This window comes from Streptomyces aureoversilis, assembly GCF_042657885.1.
GTDB classification, from domain to species: domain Bacteria; phylum Actinomycetota; class Actinomycetes; order Streptomycetales; family Streptomycetaceae; genus Streptomyces; species Streptomyces aureoversilis.
Genome location: NZ_JBHSKJ010000008.1, coordinates 42,132 through 65,709 on the forward strand (window position 1 = coordinate 42,132; position 23,578 = coordinate 65,709).

Sequence of the window (23,578 nt, forward strand, 5' to 3'; positions counted from 1 at the left end):
GTGTCAGGCAGCGGTCGTCAGGCAGCGGGCGTCAGAGCGTCAGGCCCCGCGCCAGGACGTCCAGCGTCTGCCCGATGAGCGCGATGAGGTCACCCGTCTGGCCCTGCTCGACCCAGCACATGAGGGCCTCGTTCATCGCGGCGAAGACCGCGCTGACGACGATGCGCAGCTCGATGTCGTCGGCCGGGCGCCCGGTGCGCTCGGCCAGGACGGTGCAGAGCATGCGCGCCGAATCCGTCATGCCCTCGGCGGCCCGGGCGCGCAGGGCGGGCACCTCGCGCATGAGCCGGGTGCGCTGGCGGAGCTCGGTCAGGTCGTGGTCGATGATGCGCTGCATCGAGTCGGTGACGCCCTGCCGGATGGCCTCGACCGGGGTCTCCTCCGCCGGGCGGGCCCGGATCGCGGCCTCCAGCACCGGGTCGTACTCGTCCGTGAGGACGATGTCCTCCTTGGTGGGGAAGTACCGGAAGACGGTGCTGGGGGAGACGTCGGCGGCTTCCGCGATCCGGTCGACCGGCGTCGCGTCGTAGCCCTGCTGCTCGAAGAGCCGGTAGGCGGCGCGGCGGATCGCCTGACGGGTCTGGATCTTCTTCCGCTCGCGCAGTCCGAGCCGGGGCCCGGCCTGTGCGACGGAAGGTGTTTCTGCGGAGGCCATGCCTGCATTCTCAGGCATCGGCCTTCCGCGGAACCACTTCCCGGACCTCCGCGGGCGGCGCCGCCGCCGGCCGCGCCGCCCCGGCCCCGGCCGGCTTGCCGGGCAGGAAGGCCGCGGTGAGGGCCGCGGCGGCGATGGCCGCGATGCCGCAGGCCAGCAGGGCGAGGTCCATGCCGTGGACGAAGGCGGCGTCCGCCGACCGGGCGAGTGCCGCGTCCCCGAGCCGCGCGGCCACCTGGTGCGCGGCCACCACGGAGTCGCCCGCGGCGCTCGCCGCGGCCGGCGGCAGGCCCCCGGTGTCGAGGCGGGCGGCGAACGCGCCGGCGATGAGGCTGCCGAGCACCGCGACGCCGACGGCCCCCGCGACCTGACGCAGCGTCATCAGCAGTCCGGAGCCGCTGCCTGCCCGGTCCCGGGGCAGGGCGCCGAGCGCGCCGTCCATGGCCGGCAGGATCCCGAAGCCGAACCCGAAGCCCGCGAGCGTCAGCCACAGCGCGGTGAAGCCGTAGCCGTCGCCGGCCTCCGTACGGCTGCCGGTCAGCGCGGCGGCGGCGAGCACGAGCAGGGCGCCGGGGATGACGACGCGGGAGCCGAAGCGCTTGGCGAGGGGCCCGGCGGCGCGCGAGGCCACCAGCAGCCCGCCCATCATCGGCAGCATCCGCAGCCCGGTGCCGAAGGCGTCCTCGCCCCGGACGGCCTGCAGGTACTGGGGAACGACGAACAGCAGGCCGGTGAGGGCGAAGGTCACCAGGGCCGCGGCCAGGGTGTTCCAGCGGAACGCCCGGTTGCGCAGCAGGGTCACGTCCAGCACGGGCCGGGCCGAGCGGCGCTCGCGCAGCACCAGGGCGGCCAGCAGGAGGACGGCCGCGGCGAGCGCGCCGAGCACGAGGGGCGAGGACCAGCCGCGCGCCGGGCCCTCGTTGACGCCGGTGACGAGGGCGGCCAGGCCGGTGACGGTCAGGGCGGTGGAGCGGAGGTCCACCTTCGGGGACGCGGGGTCCCTGGTCTCGGGGAGCAGGAAGAGGCACGCGGCGATGCCGAGGGCCACGAGCGGGACGTTGACGAGGAAGACCGACCCCCACCAGAAGTGGTCCAGCAGCCAGCCGCCGACGATCGGGCCGAGCGGCAGGCCGAGCGCGGAGGCGGACGAGACGGCGCCCAGCGCCCGGGAGCGCTCCTCGGCGGGGAAGAGCGACGGCAGCACGGACAGGGCGAGCGGCATGATCAGCGCCCCGCCCGCACCCAGGACCACGCGGGCGGCGACGACGAGCCCGGGGCTGGTGACGAACGCGCCGAAGAGCGATCCGGCGAGGAAGATCCCGAGGCCCGTCAGGAGCATCCGGCGGCGGCCGAAGCGGTCGCCGAGCAGGCCCGCGGGGAGCATCAGGGCGGCGAAGACGATCAGGTAGGAGTCGGCGATCCAGGTCTGTTCGGCGCTGTCGGCGCCCAGCTGCGCCGCCATCTCCGGCAGGGCCACGTTCAGGATCGTGCCGTCGAAGCCGAGGACGAGCATGCAGGCGACCAGGGCGCCGAGGGCCCACCACCGGCGGGGATCGGGACGGGTGCTCATGACACACCTCCGGGAGAGGGTTGGAGTCAAATGACAGTAACTCTCAAAAGATTGACACTGTCAATCCGAGGGAGGTTCGGGCGGGGGGGGAGAGGGGGTCCGGGCATGAAAAAACGGCCGCGACCTCTGCGGTCGCGGCCGTCCTGCGAAGGCGGGAAGGGGGTGGCAGGCTCAGGCGTGGGTGTAGGCCACCAGGGAGATGCCGACGTAGTGCACGATGAACGCCGCCAGCGTGAGCGAGTGGAAGACCTCGTGGAAGCCGAACCAGCGGGGCGAGGGATTCGGCCGCTTGATCCCGTAGATCACGCCGCCGGCGCTGTAGAGCAGCCCGCCGACGACCACCAGGACGAGGACGGCGATGCCGCCCTTGCGCAGGAAGTCGGGGAGGAAGAAGACCGCGGCCCAGCCCATCGCGATGTAGCAGGGGGTGTAGAGCCAGCGCGGGGCGCCGACCCAGAAGACGCGGAAGGCTATGCCCGCCGCGGCGGCCGCCCAGACGGCCCACAGCAGCACCTGTCCGCGGCCGCCGGGGATCAGCAGCATCGTCAGCGGGGTGTACGTACCGGCGATGATCAGAAAAATGTTCGCATGGTCGAGGCGGCGCAGGACCGCATTGGCGCGCGGGCTCCAGTCGCCCCGGTGGTAGAGGGCGCTGATGCCGAACAGCGACCCCGCGGTCAGGACGTAGACGGCGCACGCGATCCGGCCGCGCGTGCTGTCGGCGAGGGCGGTCAGGAAGACGCCGGCGATCAGCACGGCGGGGAACATACCCGCGTGCAGCCAGCCGCGCAGGCGCGGCTTCGCGGGGACCGGCGGGTCGGCGGGCAGGGCGGCGGCGGAGGGTGCGGCCCCGGCGGGGAGGGCTGCTGCGGCCGCGGCGCCGGCGGGCGCGGGGAGCGCGGAAGGCGCTGCGTCGGGCGCGGGAGTCATGGCCGACATGCTACCTACGCCACCGTAAGTTACGGATCAGTATCGCGTGGCGATGGTCACGGGGGCGCCCCCTGGACAGAATGTCGGCGGAGTCGGATGATCAAATGAGTGCGGGCGGCACCGGATGAGCAGTCACGAAGCGTCTGGGTCGCAGCCCCCAAGGGGCATCCATCCAAAGAAGCGGACTTCGCGGGCGAAACGGGCGAGTCCGTAAACCCTCAACATCTACGCCGGCCAGTGTGGATTCCGGCGGGACGGAGCGATCGTGGCGCGCAGTGATGCGGCTCCCACCACCCCCACCCAGCACCAGGAGCTGATCTCCTGGGTCGACGAGATCGCCGCCCTCACCCAGCCGGACCGCGTGGTCTGGTGCGACGGTTCCGAGGCGGAGTACGAGCGCCTGTGCGAGGAGCTCGTCCGCAAGGGCACCTTCAGGAAGCTCGACCCGGTCAAGCGCCCCAACTCGTACTACGCCGCCTCCGACCCCAGTGACGTGGCGCGCGTCGAGGACCGCACGTTCATCTGCTCCGAGAAGGAGGAGGACGCCGGCCCGACCAACCACTGGAAGGCCCCCGCCGAGATGCGGGAGATCTTCCGGGGCAAGGACGACCAGGGCGGCATCTTCCGCGGCTCCATGCGCGGCCGCACGATGTACGTCGTGCCCTTCTGCATGGGCCCGGTCGGCTCCCCGCTGTCCGCGATCGGCGTCGAGATCACCGACTCGGCCTACGTCGCCGTCTCCATGCGCACCATGACCCGGATGGGCCAGGCCGTCCTCGACGAGCTCGGCACCGACGGCTTCTTCGTCAAGGCCGTCCACACCCTCGGCGCACCGCTCGCCGAGGGCGAGGCCGACGTCCCGTGGCCGTGCAACACCACCAAGTACATCTCGCACTTCCCCGAGGACCGCGAGATCTGGTCCTACGGCTCCGGCTACGGCGGCAACGCCCTGCTGGGCAAGAAGTGCTACGCCCTGCGCATCGCGTCCGTGATGGCCCGCGACGAGGGCTGGCTCGCCGAGCACATGCTCATCCTCAAGCTCACCCCGCCCCAGGGCGAGTCCAAGTACGTCGCCGCGGCCTTCCCGTCCGCCTGCGGCAAGACCAACCTCGCCATGCTGGAGCCCACGGTCTCCGGCTGGACCGTCGAGACCATCGGCGACGACATCGCCTGGATGCGCTTCGGCGAGGACGGCCGCCTCTACGCCATCAACCCCGAGGCCGGCTTCTTCGGCGTCGCCCCCGGCACCGGCGAGCACACCAACGCCAACGCCATGAAGACCCTCTGGGGCAACTCCGTCTTCACCAACGTCGCCCTCACCGACGACGGCGACGTGTGGTGGGAGGGCATGACCGAGGAGCAGCCCGCCCACCTGACGGACTGGAAGGGCAACGACTGGACCCCGGCCTCGGCCACCCCGGCCGCCCACCCCAACGCCCGCTTCACCGTCCCCGCCTCGCAGTGTCCGATCATCGCGCCCGAGTGGGAGGACCCCAAGGGCGTGCCGATCTCCGCGATCCTCTTCGGCGGCCGCCGCGCCTCCGCCGTCCCGCTGGTGACCGAGTCCTTCGACTGGCAGCACGGCGTCTTCCTCGGCGCCAACGTCGCCTCCGAGAAGACCGCGGCCGCCGAGGGCAAGGTCGGCGAGCTGCGCCGCGACCCCTTCGCCATGCTGCCCTTCTGCGGCTACAACATGGGCGACTACATGGGCCACTGGGTCAACGTCGGCAAGGGCAAGGACCAGTCCAAGCTGCCGAAGATCTACTACGTCAACTGGTTCCGCAAGGACGCCGACGGCCGGTTCGTGTGGCCCGGCTTCGGTGACAACAGCCGCGTCCTGAAGTGGATCGTCGACCGCCTCGACGGCCGCGCCGAAGGCGTCGAGACCCCCATCGGCGTCCTGCCGACCCGCGAGGCGCTCGACACCGCGGGCCTGCGGATCTCCGACGAGGACCTCGACCTGCTGCTCACGGTGGACGAGGAGGTCTGGCGCGAGGAGGCCGCGCTGATCCCCGAGCACCTGAACACCTTCGGCGACCACACGCCGAAGGAGCTGTGGGACGAGTACCGGGCGCTGGTCCGGCGCCTGGGCTGACGGTCCGGGCCGCGCGTGACGCCCGCCCCGGCTCCCGGGGCGGGCGTCACTACGCCTCTTCGGGGATGCCGAGCGCCGTCGCGTGCGCGCGCAGGCGCTCGGCCGCGAGGGCCTGGCCCGCCGCGTCGCCGGCCGATGTGGCGACGACCAGGGCCTGGCCTGCCAGCTGGTGGGCGCGCTGGTGGAGGGCGGTGACGCGGGCGGGGGTGGGGCGGTCCGCCGACGGGGCCGCCCGGAGCGGGGTGGTGCCGCTCATGCGGGTGATGCCGTCGGCGAGACGGTCGGCGGCGTCGTCCAGCGTGCCGGACGGCGTGAGGGCGCGCAGCTCGTCGGTCACGGTCAGCAGCGCGGTGAGATGCCCCGCGAGCCGGATGTCCAGCTCCTCCTCGCGGGAACGGTGCAGGACGCGCTTGCTCCAGCGCTGTGCGGCCAGGCTGTGGACCGATTGCGTCCGGATCGGCTCGTACATGGATGGCCTCCTGGGAATGCCTCAGAAGGCCATCCTAACTTAGACGGCGTCTAAAGTTGTCTTCTCTATAGATAACCGGCCCGCCGACCGGCTACGGCCGCCGACCGGCTACGGCTGCTACGGCTGCCCGTAACCGTCCAGGAAGTTCCCGATCCGCGTCACCGCGTCCGCCAGGTCCTTGGCGCTCGGCAGCGTGACCAGGCGGAAGTGGTCCGGCTCCGGCCAGTTGAAGCCCGTGCCGTGCACGACCATGATCTTCTCGGCGCGGAGCAGGTCCAGCACCATCTGCCGGTCGTCCTTGATCTTGTAGACCTTGGGGTCCAGCCGCGGGAAGGCGTACAGCGCGCCCTTCGGCTTCACGCACGTCACGCCCGGGATCTGCGTCAGCAGCTCGTGCGCGACGTCGCGCTGCTCCAGCAGCCGGCCGCCGGGCAGCACCAGGTCGTTGATCGTCTGCCGGCCGCCGAGGGCCGTGGCCACCGCGTACTGGGCGGGCATGTTGGCGCACAGACGCATGTTCGCCAGGATCGTCAGACCCTCGATGTAGCTCTCGGCGTGGGCCTTGGGGCCGCAGACCGCCATCCAGCCGCTGCGGTAGCCGGCCACCCGGTAGGCCTTGGAGAGGCCGTTGAAGGTGAGCGTCAGCAGGTCCGGGGCGATGGCCGCGGTGGGGGTGTGGGTGACGCCGTCGTAGAGGATCTTGTCGTAGATCTCGTCCGAGCAGACGATCAGGTTGTGGCGGCGGGCGATCTCGGTGAGGCCGCGCAGCATCTCGTCGTCGTAGACCGCACCCGTGGGGTTGTTCGGGTTGATGATGACGAGGGCCTTGGTGCGGTCGGTGATCTTGCGCTCGATGTCCGCCAGGTCCGGCATCCAGTCCGACTGCTCGTCGCAGCGGTAGTGCACGGCGGTGCCGCCGGCCAGAGAGACCGAGGCCGTCCACAGCGGGTAGTCCGGGGCGGGTACGAGGACCTCGTCGCCGTCGTCGAGCAGGGCCTGCATCGACATCTGGATCAGCTCCGAGACGCCGTTGCCGAGGTAGACGTCCTCGACGGACAGCTCGATGCCCTTGGTCTCGTAGTGCTGCACGACCGCGCGGCGGGCCGACAGCAGGCCCTTCGCGTCGCCGTAGCCGTGGGCGTCGCCCACGTTGCGCAGCATGTCCTCAAGAATCTCCGGCGGGCACTCGAACCCGAAGATCGCGGGGTTGCCGGTGTTCAGCTTGAGGATGCGGTGACCTGCCGCCTCCAGCCGCATGGCCTCCTCGAGCACCGGGCCACGGATTTCGTAGCAGACGTTGGCGAGCTTCGTTGACTGGATCACCTGCATGACGGCCACCATACGGGGGCTCCGGACGGCGTGCTCGCCGTTTGCCGGTCCGCCCGTGCCGCCGCGAAGCGGCTGATCACGCCGCCGCGGTGCGCCGGACGGCCCGGCCGGCCAGGACGTCCGTCCGCCGCCCGTCTTCCATCACAAAGCGTCCCGCAATCAGGACATAAGGAATGCCGGTCGGAAGGGTCCGAGGGGCTTCGAAAGTGGCACCGGCGGCCACCGTCTCCGGATCGAAGAGGACGAGATCGGCACGGTGCCCGACGCGCACGAGACCCCGGTCGGGCAGCCTCAGACGCGCCGCGGGACGCGACGTGAGATGCGCCACGCACTCCTCCAGGGAGAACACGCCGAGCTCCCGCGCGTACCGGCCCAGGTAGTGCGGAAACGTGCCGTACGCGCGCGGATGCGGCTTGGCGCCGTGCAGGATGCCGTCGCTGCCGCCGGTGTGCACGCGGTGCCGCATGATCGTGCGGACGTTCTCCTCGTGGCCCACGTGCTGCAGGATCGTCGGCCCCAGCCGGTCCGCGACCAGCAGCCGGCGCGCGGTCGTCCACGGCTCCTCGCCGCGCTCGCGGGCGGCCCCTGCCACCGTCCTTCCCACGTGCGCCGCGGCGAGGGCCGGGTCGGAGACGCCCGAGATCTCGATCGCCTCCCAGTCGATGGGCACCCCGTGGCAGCCGTCCGCGCCCTCCACCTCCATCGCGTACCGGATGCGCCCGGCCGTCGCGTCGTCGCGCAGACGCGCCAGCACCGCCTCCGGGCCGCCCGCGCCCGCCCAGCTCGGCAGCATCGCGACGAGCGTGGTGCAGCCGGGGGTGTAGGGGTAGGTGTCGAGCGAGATGTCCGCGCCCGCGGCGAGCGCGGAGTCGAGCAGGGCCAGCAGCTCGGGGGCGCGGCCCTCGTTCACCCCGAAGTTCATGGTGGCGTGGGCCAGGTGCAGGGCGCAGCCGGCGGTCCGGCTGAGGGCGATCATCTCCTCGTACGCGGCGAGGGCGCCCGCGCCGTACGAGCGGTGGTGCGGGCAGTAGTAGCCGCCGTACGAGGCGACGACGCGGCAGAGCTCCGTCAGCTCGGCGTCGGTCGCGTACATGCCGGGCGTGTACGTCAGCCCGGACGACAGCCCGACCGCGCCCTGCTCCAGCCCCTCGGCGACGAGCCGTTTCATGCGGCCGAGCTCGGCGACCGTGGCAGGCCGGTCCTCCCAGCCGACGGCGAGCGCGCGGACGGTCCCCTGGGGGAGGAGGTAGGCGGCGTTGACGGCGATGCCCTCGCCCGGGCCGTCGCCGGCGAAGCCGCGGTCGAGGCGGTCCAGGTACTCGCCGACGGTGCGCCAGGAGAAGTCGACGTCCGAACCGTCGCCGTTCCAGCCGGTGATCTGGGCACGGACCCCGGCGAGCGTACGGTCGTCGACGGGCGCGTACGACAGCCCGTCCTGGCCGATGACCTCCAAGGTCACCCCCTGCGCGGCCTTCGCCTCGTGGGCGGGGTCGCGGAGGAGGGCCAGGTCGCTGTGGGCGTGCATGTCGATGAAGCCGGGGGAGAGGGCGAGGCCCGTCGCGTCGACGACGCGACGGGCGCTTGGGCGGGGCCCCTCGCCCGGCCGCCGGATCTCGGCGATCCGCCCACCGGCCAGCCCGACGTCGGCCCGGTAGGAGGGCCCGCCGGACCCGTCGATGACGCGCACGTTGCGGAAGACGGTGTCCATGAGCGGGTCCCTTCGCGAGCAGTCGGCAGTCGGTGGGGGCTCGGTCGGCCGGGGGCGGGCCCGGGGACTAGAAGAACGTACGGACGTAGTCCGTGACCGTGCCGTTCTCCGTGGCGAGCGGGATCAGCTGCCACTTGTCGAAGACCGTGCACGGGTGCGACAGGCCCAGCCCCACCCAGTCCCCGACCTCCAGCTCCACGTCCGCCGCCAGTTCCACGAACGCGTGCTGGTCGGCCAGCCCGATGACCGTCATGCCCTCGCCGCCCCGCACCGAGCCGTCCCGTGCCGAGCGCACCGCCCGTACCACCGGCAGGTCCAGGTCGTAGGGGACGTCGCGCTTGCCCGCGTTGAGGTAGGCGCGGCCCGGCTCCGGGCGGGAGACGACCTGGGCCCAGAGGCGGAAGGCGGGACGGAGTTCGCCCTCCTCCGGGTGCCGGTTGAAGGGGGTCTTCTTCCGGTACGCGACGTCGTCGTGGGTGATGTACGCCCCCGACCGCAGCAGCTTCAGCACGGGCGCCGACAGCGCCGGCAGCTCCGCGAAGACCTCGGCGACCGCGTCGAACCACGCGCTGCCGCCCGCGCTGACGACCACCTCTTCCACGCCGGCGAACCGGCCCGCCTTGTCGAACTCGACGGCCAGCCCGGTCAGCCGGCGCAGCCACGCGCGGACGAGCTCGCCGTCGGCACCCGGGATCTCCGCCTCGTACCCGCCGACCCCGGCCAGCCGCAGGGTGTTCACGGAGGCCACCGCGTCGGCCACGGTCGTGCACTCGGCCTCGGTGCGGGCGCCCGTGCGGCCGCCGGCGGCGCCCAGCTCGACGACGACGTCGAGGGGGCGGGAGGCCCCGGCCTCGCGGAGCGCGGCGTCCATCAGCTCGACGCCGCGCACGGAGTCGACGTAGGTGAAGAGGCGGAACTCCGGGTCGGCGTCCAGCTCGGCGGCCAGCCAGCGCAGGGCGGCGGCGTCAACGACCTCGTTGGCGAGGAAGACGCGGCGTATGCCGAAGGCGCGGTAGACGCGGACCTGGGAGACCGTGGCGGCGGTGATCCCCCAGGCGCCGTGCTCGATCTGACGCTCCAGCAGCTGCGGAGCCATGGTCGTCTTGCCGTGCGGGGCGAAGGCCAGACCGTGGCCGGTGGACCAGCGCTCCATGAGGGCGAGGTTGTGGTCGAGCGCCTCCGCCGAGAGGGCGAGCACGGGCGTGGTGAAGCCGCCCGTGAACAGCGAGCGGCGCTCGGCGGCCAGCGCGCCGACGGTCAGGCCCTCGGCGTCCGGGGGCAGGCCCTTGAAGCGGTGGTCGACGCGGGTGTCCGCGAGGCGGGCGACGGCGTCGGTGGTGGCGTCGGTCGCGTCGGCGGTGGCCATGGAGCCTCCCGGGGAGTCGTGTGTACGTCGTGACTGCGTCGTGTGGACCGCGTCGTGCGTACGTACATCGTGTGTCGGGTTCTGTTGCGCACTGTGCAATGCCCATTGCGTAGGGCGCTGGCTGCTGTCTAACATCCCGCCAAGTACGGGGTCAACGGTCATCTCGCGCCCTGAGAGCGACCGTGACAGGACGCGTACACAACCGGACCGAGGAGCGTGGCCGACCGTGACCGCAGCCGACGTCGTGTGCCTCGGCGAGTCGATGGTCGCCTTCCGCCCCGCGCGGCCGGAGCCGGGCCCCCTCGCCGGCGTCGCGTCCTTCGACCGCGGCATCGGGGGAGCCGAGTCCAACGTCGCCTGCGCGCTGGCCGCCGCCGGGCACCGGGCGAAGTGGGTGAGCCGGGTCGGCGCGGACGCCTTCGGCGACCACCTGGTGGCGGCGATCGCCGCGTACGGCGTGGACGTCTCGGCGGTCCGGCGGGATGCCGGGCGGCCTACGGGCGTGTACTTCCGCACGGCGGGGGAGCGGGGCGTGGGGGTTCCCGGGCCCTCCTCCGCCCCTCTCTCCGAAGTCCTCTACTACCGCGCCGGATCCGCCGCCTCCGCCATGTCGCCGGCCCTCGTCGGCCGCGCGACCGCGTGGTCCGGCCGCATCCTGCACCTCACCGGCATCACCGCAGCGCTCTCCGCCGGCTGCCTCGCCCTCGTGCGCGACCTCACCGAGCACCGCCCCGGCCGGCCCCTCGTCTCCTTCGACGTGAACCACCGCGTGGCGTTGTGGCGGGACGCCCTCGACGGGCCTGGCGCCCATGACGGGCCTGGCGCCCTCGACGGGCCTGGCGCTCTTGACAGGTCCGAATCCCCCGACGGACCCGCCGTCCTGGCCGACCTCGCTCGCCGGTGCGACCTCGTCTTCGTCGGCGAGGACGAGGCGGAGGCGGCCTGGGGCGTCCGCGGCGCCGCGGCGATACGGGCCGCGCTGCCCGAGCCGCGGGTACTCGTCGTCAAACACGGGGCCGCGGGGGCGACGGCGTACGTACGCGGGGCCGTGGGCGCTCCCGAGGCCGACGCCGACGCAGTCGTCTTCGTCCCCGCCCTCTCCGTCGACGTCGTCGCGCCCGTCGGCGCCGGGGACGCCTTCGCCGCCGGTTTCCTCTCCGGCACGCTGCGCGGGCTGACCGTCGAGGGGCGGCTGCGGCACGGCCACCTCATGGCCGCCGCCGCGCTGACCTCCCCCGGCGACCTCGCCGCCCCGCCCCGGCGCGACCTCGCCGACCGGCTCGCGGCCCTCGGCGCCGAGGAGTGGGGAAGGCTGCGCCTCGGCCCGGGCTGGACGGAGAACGCGACCGCGTACCAGGTGGCGGGCCCGGCCCGAACGACCGTACTCACCGAACCCACTGAGCCCACTGAGCCCACTGAGCCCACCGAAGCCACTGAACCCACCGAACCCACTGAGCCCACTGAAGCCCCGGAATCCGCCGGGGGCACCGGGCCCGGCCCCGGGCCCGCCGCCGCGAAGGAACGCACATGAGCCAGACCGTCGACCGCGCCCTGCGGATCCTGCCGCTGCTCGCCGAGGGCCCGGCCAACCTGGAGCAGGTGGCGGCGCGCCTCGACGTCCACAAGTCGACCGCGCTGCGCCTGCTGCGCACCCTCCACGAGCACGGCATGGTCTACCGGCAGCAGGACCAGCGCTACCGCCTCGGCACCCGCCTGTTCGCCCTCGCCCAGCAGGCCGCCGAGAACCTCGACGTCCGCGAGATCGCCCATCCGCACCTCGTCGCGCTCAACGAGCGGTGCGGGCACACCGTGCACCTCGCCGTGTACGAGGACGGTGAGGTCCTCTACATCGACAAGGTCGAGAGCCGCTACCCCGTACGGATGTACTCGCGCATCGGCAAGCCCGTCGCGATCACCGTCGCCGCCGTCGCCAAGCTGCTCCTCGCCGACCTGCCCGAGCCCGAGCGCCGCGCCGTCGCCGAACGCCTCGACTACCCCGCCTACACGGCCCGTTCGACGCCGGACGCCGCCGCCTTCCTCAAGGAGCTCGCGACCGTGCGCGAGCAGGGCTGGGCCACCGACTTCGGCGGCCACGAGGAGTCCATCAACTGCGTCGGCGCGCCGGTCCGCGGCACCGACGGGCGCGTCGTCGCCGCGTGCTCGATCTCCGCGCCCAACGTCGTCGTCGGCACGGGCGAGCTCCTCGAACTCCTCCCGCTGCTGCGCCGCACCGCGGAAGCCATCAGTGCGGAGTACTCCGGAACCACACCGCCACCGCCACCCGTCAGGAAGTAGTCACGCCATGACCGAGAAGACCGAGAAGACCGAGAAGACCGAGAAGGCCGAGAAGACCGCCATCACGCCGGCCACCCACACCACTCCGCCCGCGAAGTTCTCGCACGGGGTGAGGAAGGGCAACATCCTGCAGGTCGCCGGGCAGGTGGGCTTCCTGCCGGCGGTGGAGGGACAGCCTCCGACACCCGCCGGGGACACCCTGCGCGAGCAGACCCTGCAGACCCTCGCCAACGTCAAGGCGGTCCTGGAGGAGGGCGGCGCGACCTGGGAGGACGTGATCATGATGCGGATCTACCTCACGGACACCGCCCACTTCGCGGAGATGAACGCGATCTACAACGAGTACTTCGCCGACCTGAAGTCCGTCCCCGCGGCCCGTACGACCGTCTACGTCGGCCTCCCCGCCGGCCTGCTCATCGAGATCGACGCGCTCGCCGTCCTCGGCTGACGGCCGTACCGGGGCCGGGGGTGCTCGTCGTGTCCGTCACGTCCGCCACAGCCGTTACGCCCGCTGCATCGGTCACGTCCGTCACGTACGCGGCCGAGGGCCGCACGGGAGGGCTCCTGGCCCTCGTGCCCGGCACCGCCGGTCTGCTGACCGTCGCCGCCCTCGGCATCGCCCTGCTCCTGCTCCTGATCATCAAGGTCAGGCTGCAGCCGTTCGTGGCCCTGCTGGCCGTCTCGGTCGCCGTCGGCCTCGGTGCAGGGCTGTCCGTGACGGAACTCTTCGGCACGGTCCAGAAGTCCGGCGCCGTCCCGCTCGTCGAGGCGGGCATGGGCGGCACCCTCGGTCACATCGCCGTCATCATCGGGCTCGGCACGATGCTGGGCTCGGTCCTGGAGGTCTCCGGCGGCGCGGAGGCCCTCTCCGCGCGGCTGCTCGCCCTCTTCGGCGAGCGGCGCGCGCCCCTCGCGATGGGGGTGACCGGGGTGCTCTTCGGCATCCCGGTCTTCTTCGACGTGGGCATCTTCGTCCTCGCGCCGATCGTGTACGCGGCCGCGAGGCGCAGCGGGAAATCGATTCTGCTGTACGCGCTGCCGCTGCTGGCCGGGCTCTCCATGACCCACGCCTTCCTGCCGCCGCACCCGGGCCCGGTGGCCGCGGCCGGGCTGCTGCACGTGGACCTCGGCTGGGTGATCCTCATGGGCGCCGCGGCGGGCGTGCCGGCGGTCCTGGCGGCGTGGGGGTACGCGGCGTGGATCGGCCGCCGCGTCTTCGTCCCCGTACCGGCCGACATGGCCGAGGCGGCGGAGGAGGCGAAGCGGGCGGTGACCGCGCAGAGCCCTGTGCCCGGGAAACCCGGGGAGGCCGGGGAACCCGGGGAACGGGCCGCCGCGCCGGAGGGACGGGCCGCACCGGAGAAGCCGGTCGCGCTCGGCACCCTGCTCGCCGTCATCGGCACGCCCCTGCTCCTCATCCTCCTCGCAACGTTCTCCTCCGTGGCCTTCGCCCCGAGCACGGCCCGCTCGGTGGTGGAGTTCTTCGGCCACCCCTTCGTGGCGCTGACCATCGCCCTGCTCCTGGCGTACTGGCTGCTGGGCCTGCGGCGCGGCTGGTCCCGCGCGTCGCTGGAGGCCGTCTCGACCGCGTCCCTGAAGCCGGTCGGCAACATCCTGCTCGTCGTCGGCGCGGGCGGGATCTTCGGCGCGGTCCTCAAGGGCAGCGGGGTGGCCCAGGCCCTGGCCGGCACGTTCGACGGCGCGGGGCTGCCGGTCATCGTCCTGGCCTGGCTGCTCGCGGTCGTCCTACGGGTGGCGCAGGGCTCGGCGACTGTCGCGATCGTGACGACGGCGGGCATCGTCGCCCCGCTGCTCTCCGGCAGCGCCTCCTCTTCCTCCTCCCAGGCCCACCTGGCGCTGGTCATCGTGGCGATCTCGGCGGGCTCGATCTTCGCCTCGCACGTCAACGACGGCGGCTTCTGGATGGTCGCCAAGTACTTCGGCATACCGGAGCGGGAGACGCTGAAGTCGTGGACGGTACTGGAGTCGGTGCTGTCGGTGGCGGGGTTCGCGGTGGCGGGGGCACTGAGCGTCGTGATCCCGTGACCCTGTCCCCCCGGTGCCCCCCGTGGTCCTGTGAGCCGGTGTTCCCGTGACCGGTGTTCCCGTGACGCGGCCCCGCGGGCCTCTCCGGCCCGGCGGGGCCGCTCGCGCGGCGGCTACTGCTTGCAGTACTGCGCCTCCTTGCCGATCACCCGGTACATGCAGTCCGACGCCTCCAGCAGCTGCAGCACCGCGTCGCGGTTGCGCGCGGTCTCGCGGGCGATGACCTCGTCGGGCGGGTAGAAGCCGCCGCCCGCCCCGCTCTCGTTCGGATACATCTCGAAGGTGTACGAGAAGATCCGCTGGTCGCCCCAGAGCCAGTCGTCGATCGTCCCGTCGGTGATGTAGAGGTCGCTGGACTGCTCGGGCGTGTAGCCGTTGCTGGCGGCCATGGACTTGCCGAGGGTCGCGTAGACGTCGTGCTCGTCCTGGGTCATGCCGGGGCCGGTGTCGTTGTACGTGTAGCCGAACGGCCACAGCACCAGCTCGCTGTACGTGTGGAAGTCGATCCCGGCCTTGATCTGCTGCTTGCCGCCGACGATCCGGCTGCGCGCGAAGTCGGCGACGACCTTCACCTCGGGCGCGGACTCGGGGGCCGAGCCGCGGTAGGTCTCGGAGCCGGTGCTGCCGGAGGAGCCGTTGCAGCAGCCCCACTTGAAGTTCCAGTTGCGGTTGAGGTCGGTGCCGCTGCTGCCGGACCCGGCGTTGGGCTGGCGGTTCTTGCGCCAGCTGCGGTACGAGCCGGTGGCGATGTCGTATTCGCCGCCGTCGGGGTTGACGTCGGGCACGACCCAGATCTCGCGGCCGTCGACCGCCTTGGTGATCCGCGGGTCGCTGCCGTACTTGGAGCCGAACTCCTTGAGCAGGTAGAGGGCCATCTCGACGGTGAGGTGCTCGCGCGCGTGCTGGTGCGCGGTGAAGAGGACCTCGGGCTCGTCCTCGTCGGCGGCCACGTTGTCGCTGATCTTGACGGCGACGATGTCGCGGCCCTCGTACGACTTGCCGATGACTTTCTTGCTCATGATCGACGGGTACTTGGCGACACCGGCGTCGATCTCCGCCATCGCCTCCCGGTAGTTGTGGTACCCGGCGTCGGCGGGCGGGAAGTCGTACGGCTCGGGGGAGCGGCCCTCCGTGCGGTCCGGCGGCCCGGGCAGCCGGCTGACCTTGTAGCCCATCCGGCGGATGCGCTCGGCCTGGGCGGCGTCCGCGGTGATCACGACCGAGCCGTGCCGCACGGCGTCGATGGCGGCGCCGGTCGCGGCCACGGCGGTGCGCTGGGCGGCGGTACGAGGGCCGGTGACCTCGTACGCCCGGGACCTCCCCTCGGTGGTCTTCTCCTCCGTGTCCCGCGAGGCGGCGGGGACGGCCAGGGCCAGGGTGAGCACGGCGGCGAGGGCGGTGGCCCATCTGCCGTGCGAGCGGGGTCGCATGCGGTCTCCTGGGGGGTTCCGGTAGTGCGACGGGTGGGGGGTGTGCGGGGCCCGCGGGGGTACGTCGCCCGCGGATGGTGCATGGCGTGCGGGTTGTGCGGGGTGTGCGTAGGGTGCGGGTAGTGCCCGGGGGCGCGTGGTCAGTGTCGGAGGATGACATGAACTGGTCAACGCGTCCGAACGGGAGATTCAGGCCAACTTCCCTTTCACTTGCGACCGGTTGATTGCGCGCGCCCTCAGGGGCACCAACAATGCACACGTCAAAACCGAACGGAACTTCGGCCCGGATCCGGCCCGGGCGGCCCGGATCCGTCTCAGAGAGGAACCACCCCCCATGAGAAGACCTCTCGTCGGCGCGCTCACCACCACCCTCCTCCTCGCCGGAGCGACCATGGCCGGCGCCGGAACCGCCACAGCCGTCTCCCCGGACGGGGGAGTGGTCACGGCTACGGCTGAGGCCGCGAAGGCGTCAGCGAACACGTACGCTGACGCTGACGCGTACGCCAAGGGCACGCCCAAGGCGGTCGACTTCGCCGGCACCGTGGCGCTCAGCAACTGCTCCGGCTCCCTGATCCGCCTGCCGAGCTCGTCCGACAACGACCCCGGCCTCGTCATGACCAACGGACACTGCCTGGAGACCGGCATGCCGGGCCCGGGGGTCGTCGTCACCGACAAGCCGTCCACCCGCACGTTCAGCCTGCTCGACTCCAGCGCGAACAAGGTCGCAACGCTGCGCGCGACCAAGATCTCGTACGCCACGATGACCGACACGGACGTCACGCTGTACGAGCTGAACACAACATATGCCCAGATCAAGCAGCGCTACGGGATCAACGCGCTCGGCCTGTCGGCGGACCACCCGGTGAGCGGTACGCCGATCAAGGTCGTCTCCGGCTTCTGGAAGCGGATCTACACCTGCAACGTCGACGGCTTCGTCCACCGCCTGCGCGAGAGCGACTGGACCTGGAAGGACTCGCTCCGCTACACCCCGTCGTGCAACACGATAGGCGGCACGTCCGGCTCGCCGGTGATCGACGCCAACACCGGGAAGGTCGTCGCCATCAACAACACGGGCAACGAGAGCGGCGAGCGCTGCACGATGAACAACCCGTGCGAGGTCGACGAGAACGGGCAGGTCACCGTGCGGAAGGGCATCAACTACGCCCAGGAGACGTACGGCATCGCCAAGTGCGTCAAGGCCGGGAACAAGGTGGATCTGAGCCTGCCGGGCTGCGCGCTGCCGAAGCCCTGATGGCCGGTAGCCGGTAGCCGGTAGTCGCTGATACCCCTCCTCTCTGCTGCCGGGCGAGCCTGCGGGCCCGCCCGGCAGCAGGGCCCCCGCCCGGCAGCAGGGGCTGCGCGGGAGCGCCGGCAGGGCGGCCTACGGCAGCCCGTGGACGTGCGGCCCCACCGCGCCGGACCAGGCGTTGCCGGCCGCCGCGTCCCAGTTCGTCGACCACGTCATCGCCCCGCGGATCCCGGGGTACGTCCTCGACGGCTTGAACGCACCGCACCCCGTGCCCTTCGCCAGGCAGTCCAGGGCGTTGTTGACGACGGACGGGGACACGTAGCCGCCGCCCGCCGCGCGCGGGGAGGCGGGCAGGCCCAGGCCGACCTGCGAGGGGTCGAGGCCGCCTTCGAGCTGGATGCAGGCGAGCGCGGTGAGGAAGTCGACGGACCCCTGCGCGTACACCTTCCCGTCGCAGCCGTTCATGGAACCGCTGTTGTAGTACTGCATGTTGACGACGGTCAGGATGTCCTTGATGTTGAGGGCCGTGCGGAAGTAGCCCGCCGACGTCGACTGCATGTCGATCGTCTGAGGCGCCATGGTGATGACGAGCTTGCTGCCCGCCTTCGCCGAGAGCGCGCGCAGGGCCTGCGTCATGTAGGTCGGGTTGAGGCCGTTCTCGAGGTCGATGTCGACGCCGTCGAATCCGTACTTCTGCATCAGGGCGTGGACGCTGTCGGCGAAACGGGCGGCGGAGGCGGCGTCGTTGACGGTGACCGTACCCCGCTCGCCGCCGATGGAGATGATGACGCGCTTGCCGGCCGCCTGCTTGGCGGCGATGTCGGCCTTGAACTGTGCTTCGGAGTAGTTCAGGGCGGGATCGAGGCGGAAGTCGACCGCGCCCGGCGTCGCCGTCGCGTCGGCGAAGGCGACGGCGATGATGTCGTACTGGCTCTGCACGTCACTGATCTTCTGGACGGTGGCGCCGTTGCTGAAGTTCTGCCAGTAGCCGGTGACGGCGTGCTTGGGCAGGGAGGGCCCTGGTCCGGGCCCCGGATCACCGCCGCCCGGGCTCGTCGTGGCGGTCACCTCGCCCGACTTCGGCGACTCGCCCGCCGCGTTGGTGGCGGTGACCTGGAACCGGTACGAGGTGGAGGCCGCGAGCCCGCCGACCGTCGCCGAAGTCCCCTCGGCCGAGGCGACCTTGGAGCCGTCGCGGTAGACGTTGTACCCCGTGGCCCCGGCGACCGCGTCCCAGGACAAGGCCACGGAGGAGGCGGTCACGGCCCCGGCCTCGAGCCCGCCCGGAGCACCCGGCACCGGCTCGCCGGGCTCGCTTCCGCCGGGCCCCGTGAGGGTGATGTCGTCGGCGAAATAGGCGGCCTGTCCGTACCACCCATGGGTGTAGACGGTGACGGAGGTGGTGCCGGGGCCTGTGGTGAAGGAGGTGGAGAGCTGCTGCCAGGAACCGGCGGACGGCGTCCACGTCGAAACGTCGGTGGCGCCGGTCCCGCTCGCGCCGAGGTACACGTAGGAGCCCTGAACCCACGCGCTCAATGTGTACGAAGCGTTGGGCTGCACCGCGACGGTCTGCGCGCACCGGGCGTTGTCCGCCCCGGCCGGAACGGCCTTGAGTGCGCCGCTCCCGGTGTGCGCGGGCGAGCCGACGACGGCACCGCTGCCGCCGGAACACGTCCAGCCGGCCAGGCCGGACTCGAAGCCGGGGTTCTTGGTGAGGTTGCCGTCACCCGCGGCCCGCGCGGGCTCCGCGCCGAGGGCGGGGAGGCCGGCGAGTGCGAGGCCCGCGGCCAGGAGGGTACAGAGGCGGGCTGTGCGGCGTCTGTGGCGGGGCAGGCGTGAGTGCTCCACTGGTGCCTCCGGTGGGGAGTGGGAGAGCAGATCCGGGTGGTGTGGGGGACGGCGGCCGCCGTGGCGTACAAGCTGGTCCAGACCATTTGCCGTGTCAAGAGTCCCGGCAGCCATTACTAGGCTGAGGACATGACAACCCTGATTGTCCTTCTGCTCTTCGTGGCGGGAACTGCGTGGGTCCTCTGCAAGTGCGTGCGCGAATTCCTCACGGCGCTGAGGTCCGTCTTCTTCGGACAGCGCGCGGAAGGCCGCTGCGTGCGCAGCTACGGGACGGAGGGGGCCGACGGCTTCACGCGCATGCACCACGTCTACGGCTTCACCACCGCCGACGGCCGGGCGGTGGAGTTCGAGGAGCCCACCATGCTCATGCGAGAAGGCAAAAAGGTCACCGTCCGCTACCGGGAGGACGACCCGGAGCGGACGGCGACCATTACGGGGCTGCGCACCCTTTCTCCCCTGCTCGGGAGCGCTTTCGGGGTGCTGCTGAGCTGTGCCTTCTTCCTGCTGAGTGCGGTACTGCTCTGGCTGTACGTGGCGAAGGTCTGGCCGGAGCAGTAGAGGGAAGGGCGGCCGGGGTCAGCCCGTCACCTCGATGGACTCGATGATCTTGTCCAGGTCATCCGGTGAGAGCTTCCCCTTCGGTGCGGTGACCCGTACGACCCAGGGCTTGTCGTTCTTGTCCATGCCGACGACGTCGACGGCGGTCATTTCCGTGTCCCGCGGGGGAGAGTCGTCCTCGCCGCTGGACTTGAACTCGTGATTGACGCGCACTGCCTTGCCGGCCCCGGCGACCTCGATGTCTTCCTTGCCCTTGGGTGTGCCACCGATTTCGTACGGCGCCTCCGCGCCCGCCACGGCCATATCGAGGTCGCTGGTCTTCATGAACTTCACCTGGGCCACGATGCGGGCGACGGTCTTGCCGCCCTCCACCAGGTCCGCCTCGGCCGTGGCCGTCTTGGGCAGCCTGTCCTTCGCCAGCTCCTTGAAGCCCTTCGGGTAGGCGACGCTGACCTGCTGCGCGTCAAGCGTCTGCCACCCCTCGGGAACTGCTGCCCCGGCGCTCTTCTCACTACCGCAGCCGACCACGAGAGCGCCCAGGAGGGCGGTGGTCGCGGCGGCTGCCGTGGCGCGGCGTGCGGTGGTGGTGATCATCGAGTGCTCACTCTCTGTCTGGCTCTTCCGGCGGGGGTGCGGCTCTCAGCCGCTACTTCGAGCAGAGCGTCATCGGCACATAACTCCGCTTGCCGTCCTGCGGGGCGCCGAGGAACTCCGCGTCCTCCTGGCGGACCTTCTCCTTGCTGCCTTCGAAGCTCGCCGTATAGCCGAAGGAGGCTACGCCCAGGTTGAGCTCGGCGCCGAATTCGGCGGCATCGGTCACGCCGTCGTAGGTGAGCTTGCTGGACCTGCCCTCGTCGAACATCAGCTGGCCGAACTTGTCGTCGTCGCCGGGCCGGTCCGTGGGGGCCTCGTCGGAGAGCAGCATCTCAAGGGGCTTGCCGTACTTGCTGTTTCCGTTCAGCCAATTCTGAGCGGTCTTCTGCTTGTCCGGGGTGTTGAGCTCGACCGTGGTGGTGACGACCTCGGTCACGGTGTCCTTCGCCGAGGCGCTGCCCGAACCCTTGTGCTTGGACTTACCCGCGTTCTTGTTGTCCTTGCCCTTCTCGTTCTTGTCCGGGACCTTTTCGTCGTCGGAGACTTCCTGCTTGCCGCCCCCCTTGCCGGACGTCTCCGCGGTGCGGGTCATGATGATCCGCTTCAGCTTCCCGTCCTTGTCACGGGTGACCGTGAGGGCTCCGGTGACGCCGGCTCCGTACTCCGCGGAGGCCTTGCTCCCGCCGGCACTGGCCTCGCCGGTCGCGGCGCCCTCCACCTTGAACGCGAAGGTCTTGGACGTCGTGTTGTTGATGCCGTCCTTGGTGATCGTCGCGGTGGGCGCGACCTTGACCTTGCCGCCGAGCTTGCCCGTGATCTCGTCGTTGATCGACCCGGACATCTTGAGCTCGCCGGCTCCCTCGACGCCGACCGAACCATAGGAGAGGTGCCCGGCGTTGATCTGGCTGTTGACTTCCTTCTGCAGCTTCCCGTAGCGGTCGGCGGTGCGATAGGAGGCCAGGGGAGTATCCCTGGCGTACTGCATGCCGGCCTTGGCGCTTTCCAGCTCCTCCAGCTTCTCGCGGAACTTGTCCGCTTCCTCCTGGCTGTCGAACTGCCAGGTGTCGCCCGCCGTCACCTTCACGCTAGCGGACAGTTCGACCTCGGATTCGCCGTCCTCATCGAGCTTGCCCACCTTTGCGCCCCACTTGGGAGAGAAGGCCACACCGGCCTTTCCGGCCTCGCTGAAGGTGAGCCGGACCTTGTCCTTGTACACGGGCTTTCCGTCCTTGCCCAGGACGGGGTTCCCCTTGTCGTCCACCTCACGGACCTTGAACTTCTGCTGCTGGAAGCCGTACTCGTTGCCGAACTTGAACCAGGCGAGCTTCACTTCATGGCCCGCCGTGCTGCTGGTGTTGGCGGTGTTGCACATCGTCGGCTCGAAATAGGAATCGGGCTTCTTGCTGCTCGCTGCATCCTTGGCCGGCGCCGGGCAGCTGCCGCCCATGGCCTTGCAGAGCTTCGCCTTGATCTGCTCACCGATCGCTCGGCCGGCACCCGTGGCCAGCAGTCCGGCCAGCACCGCCACGACGACCACGACCATGCCGATGTATTCCGTGGCGGTCACGCCCAGGTCGTTCCAGGGGTAGTCCGAACTGCCGCTGCCCGACCGCCGCAGCCGCCCGAGCACGAGCCCGGCGGCGCCGCCCAGGACGAGGGACGCGGCCGCCATGCCGATGCCTTCGGCGACGACGAGGTCCCATCCCTCCACGGTGGTCCGCGTGGAGGTGATGACGGGAACTCCCAGCGCGGCCAGCAGGTACAGGGGCAGGGAGTCCCTGTGCGGCTCCGGGAGGAGACGCGCCGCCGCCCAGACGGCCAGCGTGACGTACAGCAGATTCGGAACGTAAATGATCCCGACCCGCCAGCCGAACGAGGAGAGTCGCTCGGCGGTGGCGAGGTCGTCGAGGAGCGCGGTATTGAACAGATAGCCGGCAGCGAGGAGAACGACAAGCGCCGCGGCCCAAGAACGCATCAACGAGAAGAAAGGATGGGATTCCCGTGGGGGTGGCGTCCTGTACGGGCTGTGCGCCTGGTGGGAGCCAAAACCATTGCCTATGCCGCTCATTCCCCCGTGCCCTCTGTCAGTGATCGTTCCTGGGCCCACGTTAGTCTCAAATGATCAACTGGTCGTGGGCCCAGGGGCCCCACCGGGGGCCCAACGTGACGTGGAATTCGGGAGAAGTGCTGACCTATGGTGGGCGGCGCTCAGCTGGTGCGCGGGAAGGAGACCTCCACGCGTCGGTTCTGCTTGCGGCCCTCTTCCGTGTCGTTCGACGCGACCGGAGCGTCCTCGGCGTAACCGCGGATCTCGTAGCGCACCTCGGAGCCGAGCGACTTGGAGAGCTCCTTCTGCACCGCGTCCGCACGCTGCTTGGAGAGCTCCATGCCGTGCTCGTGCGTACCGAGGTTGTCGGTGAAGCCGAAGACCTGGACCTGGCGGGCGTTCTGCTTCTTGATCTCGTCCGCGATGGCCCTGATGCGCTCGTTCGCCTCGGGGTTGAGGTCGGCGCTGTCCTTGCCGAAGAGGACCTCGGCCTGCAGCTGGAACTTCACGTCGGAGTTGGTGTCCTGCCGCTGTTCCTGGCCGCTCTCGTCACCCACGATGCTCTTGATGTCCAGCACCTTGGGCGGCCCGAGAGTCCTGCCCGGCTCCAGCTTGAGGCCGGGGTCCTTGGGGTCGATCTTTCCGGTGAAGGCAGAGGGGGCGGAGGGCACTTCGTCTGCCAGGGCAACGGGCGCGGCGGCGGCCGTCAGGCCGACCGCGAGGGTGACGGAGACGACCCAGACCGAGCCCCGGCTGTGGAGCCTCTTCATGCGCTCACCCATCCGTCAGCGTCAGGGCGACGGACTGGAAGGTCGGGATTTGCAGGGCCACCTGGGTCGTGGACTTCGGGGGCGCCGGGAACTGCATGTAGACCTTCTGCTCCGACTTTTCCTCGATGACGGGAATGCCCGTCGTGGCCAGCGGCCGGTTCTCCGTGTCCCGCAGCGTGTAGTAGCGCTTCTTCTCCTTCTCGTCCACGAGCGTGGCACCGCCGAAGGAGCTGCCGCCGGCCCCCCGGATCACGTTCAGCTCCGTCCCTGACCACACCTGCGTGTCATAGAACTTCTCATCCGCCGTGTTCTTCAGGTTGCCGTTGAGCGTGACGAACCCACCTGAACTGCGTGTCACCGAAGTGATGTCGAGGACGATGCCCTTCGGGCCTTTGAGCGTGGCGATCACCTTGGTGTCGTCCGGCCGGTTGGGCTGCGTCTCCTGCTTGGCCTGGCCGTCCTGTTCACCCCGGTCGGCTCGCTGGGCGCTCTGATCGGCCTTCGGCTTTTCTTCCTTGTCGTCACTGCCGCAGGCGGACAGCGTCAAGGCCATTGCCGTCATCAGGGCGGCACCCGCAACAGTCCGAGGTGCCCGGGCACGTTGCCACACGCTCATCAC

20 protein-coding genes are annotated in these 23,578 nt (G+C 70.9%); 7 read left to right on the top strand and 13 right to left on the bottom strand.

The features are described from left to right. Positions 1 to 31: 31 nt before the first annotated feature. The 3 genes from ACFPP6_RS15605 to trhA all read right to left on the bottom strand — a co-directional run bounded on the left by ACFPP6_RS15605 (position 32) and on the right by trhA (position 3,155). On the bottom strand, positions 32 to 655 hold the full coding sequence (locus ACFPP6_RS15605) for a TetR/AcrR family transcriptional regulator (RefSeq protein WP_382041914.1): 624 nt from the start codon (positions 653 to 655) through the stop codon (positions 32 to 34). A gap of 10 nt (positions 656 to 665) precedes the next feature. Then, entirely contained in the window at positions 666 to 2,225 is a 1,560-nt protein-coding gene (locus ACFPP6_RS15610) for an MFS transporter (protein ID WP_382041916.1), read from the bottom strand. 171 nt (positions 2,226 to 2,396) lie between these two features. Then, complete coding sequence (gene trhA / locus ACFPP6_RS15615) at positions 2,397 to 3,155, bottom strand: PAQR family membrane homeostasis protein TrhA (RefSeq protein WP_382041918.1); 759 nt, start codon at positions 3,153 to 3,155, stop codon at positions 2,397 to 2,399. 265 nt (positions 3,156 to 3,420) lie between these two features. Here trhA and ACFPP6_RS15620 point away from each other — a divergent pair, with 265 nt between their 5' ends. Beyond that, positions 3,421 to 5,250, top strand: coding sequence for a phosphoenolpyruvate carboxykinase (GTP) (locus ACFPP6_RS15620; RefSeq protein ID WP_382041920.1), 1,830 nt, complete (start codon positions 3,421 to 3,423; stop codon positions 5,248 to 5,250). 49 nt (positions 5,251 to 5,299) lie between these two features. Here the strand turns inward: ACFPP6_RS15620 and ACFPP6_RS15625 are convergent, their stop codons facing one another. The 4 genes from ACFPP6_RS15625 to ACFPP6_RS15640 form a co-directional block, all read right to left on the bottom strand. Continuing rightward, positions 5,300 to 5,719: an SCO4983 family protein gene (locus ACFPP6_RS15625; protein WP_382041922.1), complete on the bottom strand. Its 420-nt coding sequence runs from the start codon at positions 5,717 to 5,719 to the stop codon at positions 5,300 to 5,302. Positions 5,720 to 5,836: 117 nt separating this feature from the next. Then, complete coding sequence (locus ACFPP6_RS15630) at positions 5,837 to 7,048, bottom strand: pyridoxal phosphate-dependent aminotransferase (RefSeq protein WP_382041924.1); 1,212 nt, start codon at positions 7,046 to 7,048, stop codon at positions 5,837 to 5,839. A 76-nt stretch (positions 7,049 to 7,124) separates the two neighbouring features. Then, positions 7,125 to 8,756, bottom strand: coding sequence for an N-acyl-D-amino-acid deacylase family protein (locus ACFPP6_RS15635; protein WP_382041927.1), 1,632 nt, complete (start codon positions 8,754 to 8,756; stop codon positions 7,125 to 7,127). Positions 8,757 to 8,823: 67 nt separating this feature from the next. Continuing rightward, entirely contained in the window at positions 8,824 to 10,122 is a 1,299-nt protein-coding gene (locus ACFPP6_RS15640) for an amino acid deaminase (protein ID WP_382041929.1), read from the bottom strand. Positions 10,123 to 10,384: 262 nt separating this feature from the next. On the opposite strand from ACFPP6_RS15640, the gene ACFPP6_RS15645 reads away from it, so the two are divergent. The 4 genes from ACFPP6_RS15645 to ACFPP6_RS15660 all read left to right on the top strand — a co-directional run bounded on the left by ACFPP6_RS15645 (position 10,385) and on the right by ACFPP6_RS15660 (position 14,463). Beyond that, positions 10,385 to 11,653 (top strand): sugar kinase, encoded by a 1,269-nt coding sequence (locus ACFPP6_RS15645; protein WP_382042579.1) that lies wholly within the window; start codon positions 10,385 to 10,387, stop codon positions 11,651 to 11,653. Beyond that, a complete protein-coding gene (locus ACFPP6_RS15650) occupies positions 11,650 to 12,417 on the top strand; it encodes an IclR family transcriptional regulator (RefSeq protein WP_382041931.1) in 768 nt (255 codons plus the stop codon). Before ACFPP6_RS15645 ends, ACFPP6_RS15650 begins: the two co-directional genes overlap by 4 nt. Before the next feature lie 7 nt (positions 12,418 to 12,424). Beyond that, positions 12,425 to 12,865 (top strand): RidA family protein, encoded by a 441-nt coding sequence (locus ACFPP6_RS15655; protein ID WP_382041933.1) that lies wholly within the window; start codon positions 12,425 to 12,427, stop codon positions 12,863 to 12,865. A 116-nt stretch (positions 12,866 to 12,981) separates the two neighbouring features. Continuing rightward, positions 12,982 to 14,463 carry a GntP family permease gene (locus ACFPP6_RS15660; protein WP_382042581.1) on the top strand — a complete coding sequence of 494 codons (1,482 nt, stop codon included), beginning with the start codon at positions 12,982 to 12,984 and terminating at the stop codon, positions 14,461 to 14,463. 113 nt (positions 14,464 to 14,576) lie between these two features. Here ACFPP6_RS15660 and ACFPP6_RS15665 read toward each other — a convergent pair whose 3' ends face one another. Continuing rightward, complete coding sequence (locus ACFPP6_RS15665; RefSeq protein WP_382041936.1) at positions 14,577 to 15,893, bottom strand: M14 family metallopeptidase; 1,317 nt, start codon at positions 15,891 to 15,893, stop codon at positions 14,577 to 14,579. Positions 15,894 to 16,227: 334 nt separating this feature from the next. Between ACFPP6_RS15665 and ACFPP6_RS15670 the strand changes: the two genes are divergently transcribed. Then, positions 16,228 to 17,145 carry a trypsin-like serine peptidase gene (locus ACFPP6_RS15670; RefSeq protein ID WP_382041939.1) on the top strand — a complete coding sequence of 306 codons (918 nt, stop codon included), beginning with the start codon at positions 16,228 to 16,230 and terminating at the stop codon, positions 17,143 to 17,145. 129 nt (positions 17,146 to 17,274) lie between these two features. Here ACFPP6_RS15670 and ACFPP6_RS15675 read toward each other — a convergent pair whose 3' ends face one another. Next, positions 17,275 to 18,990 carry a chitinase gene (locus tag ACFPP6_RS15675; RefSeq protein WP_382041940.1) on the bottom strand — a complete coding sequence of 572 codons (1,716 nt, stop codon included), beginning with the start codon at positions 18,988 to 18,990 and terminating at the stop codon, positions 17,275 to 17,277. A gap of 129 nt (positions 18,991 to 19,119) precedes the next feature. Between ACFPP6_RS15675 and ACFPP6_RS15680 the strand changes: the two genes are divergently transcribed. Beyond that, positions 19,120 to 19,548 carry a DUF3592 domain-containing protein gene (locus ACFPP6_RS15680; RefSeq protein WP_382041943.1) on the top strand — a complete coding sequence of 143 codons (429 nt, stop codon included), beginning with the start codon at positions 19,120 to 19,122 and terminating at the stop codon, positions 19,546 to 19,548. Positions 19,549 to 19,566: 18 nt separating this feature from the next. Here ACFPP6_RS15680 and ACFPP6_RS15685 read toward each other — a convergent pair whose 3' ends face one another. The 4 genes from ACFPP6_RS15685 to ACFPP6_RS15700 all read right to left on the bottom strand — a co-directional run bounded on the left by ACFPP6_RS15685 (position 19,567) and on the right by ACFPP6_RS15700 (position 23,521). Next, complete coding sequence (locus ACFPP6_RS15685; protein ID WP_382041946.1) at positions 19,567 to 20,142, bottom strand: hypothetical protein; 576 nt, start codon at positions 20,140 to 20,142, stop codon at positions 19,567 to 19,569. Between the two features lie 52 nt (positions 20,143 to 20,194). Then, the gene (locus tag ACFPP6_RS15690) at positions 20,195 to 22,117 is read right to left on the bottom strand and encodes a hypothetical protein (RefSeq protein WP_382041949.1); all 1,923 of its coding nucleotides are present in this window, start codon (positions 22,115 to 22,117) and stop codon (positions 20,195 to 20,197) included. Between the two features lie 233 nt (positions 22,118 to 22,350). Then, positions 22,351 to 22,959, bottom strand: coding sequence for an OmpA family protein (locus ACFPP6_RS15695; protein ID WP_382041952.1), 609 nt, complete (start codon positions 22,957 to 22,959; stop codon positions 22,351 to 22,353). 4 nt (positions 22,960 to 22,963) lie between these two features. Then, complete coding sequence (locus ACFPP6_RS15700; protein ID WP_382041955.1) at positions 22,964 to 23,521, bottom strand: hypothetical protein; 558 nt, start codon at positions 23,519 to 23,521, stop codon at positions 22,964 to 22,966. Positions 23,522 to 23,578 lie beyond the last annotated feature (57 nt).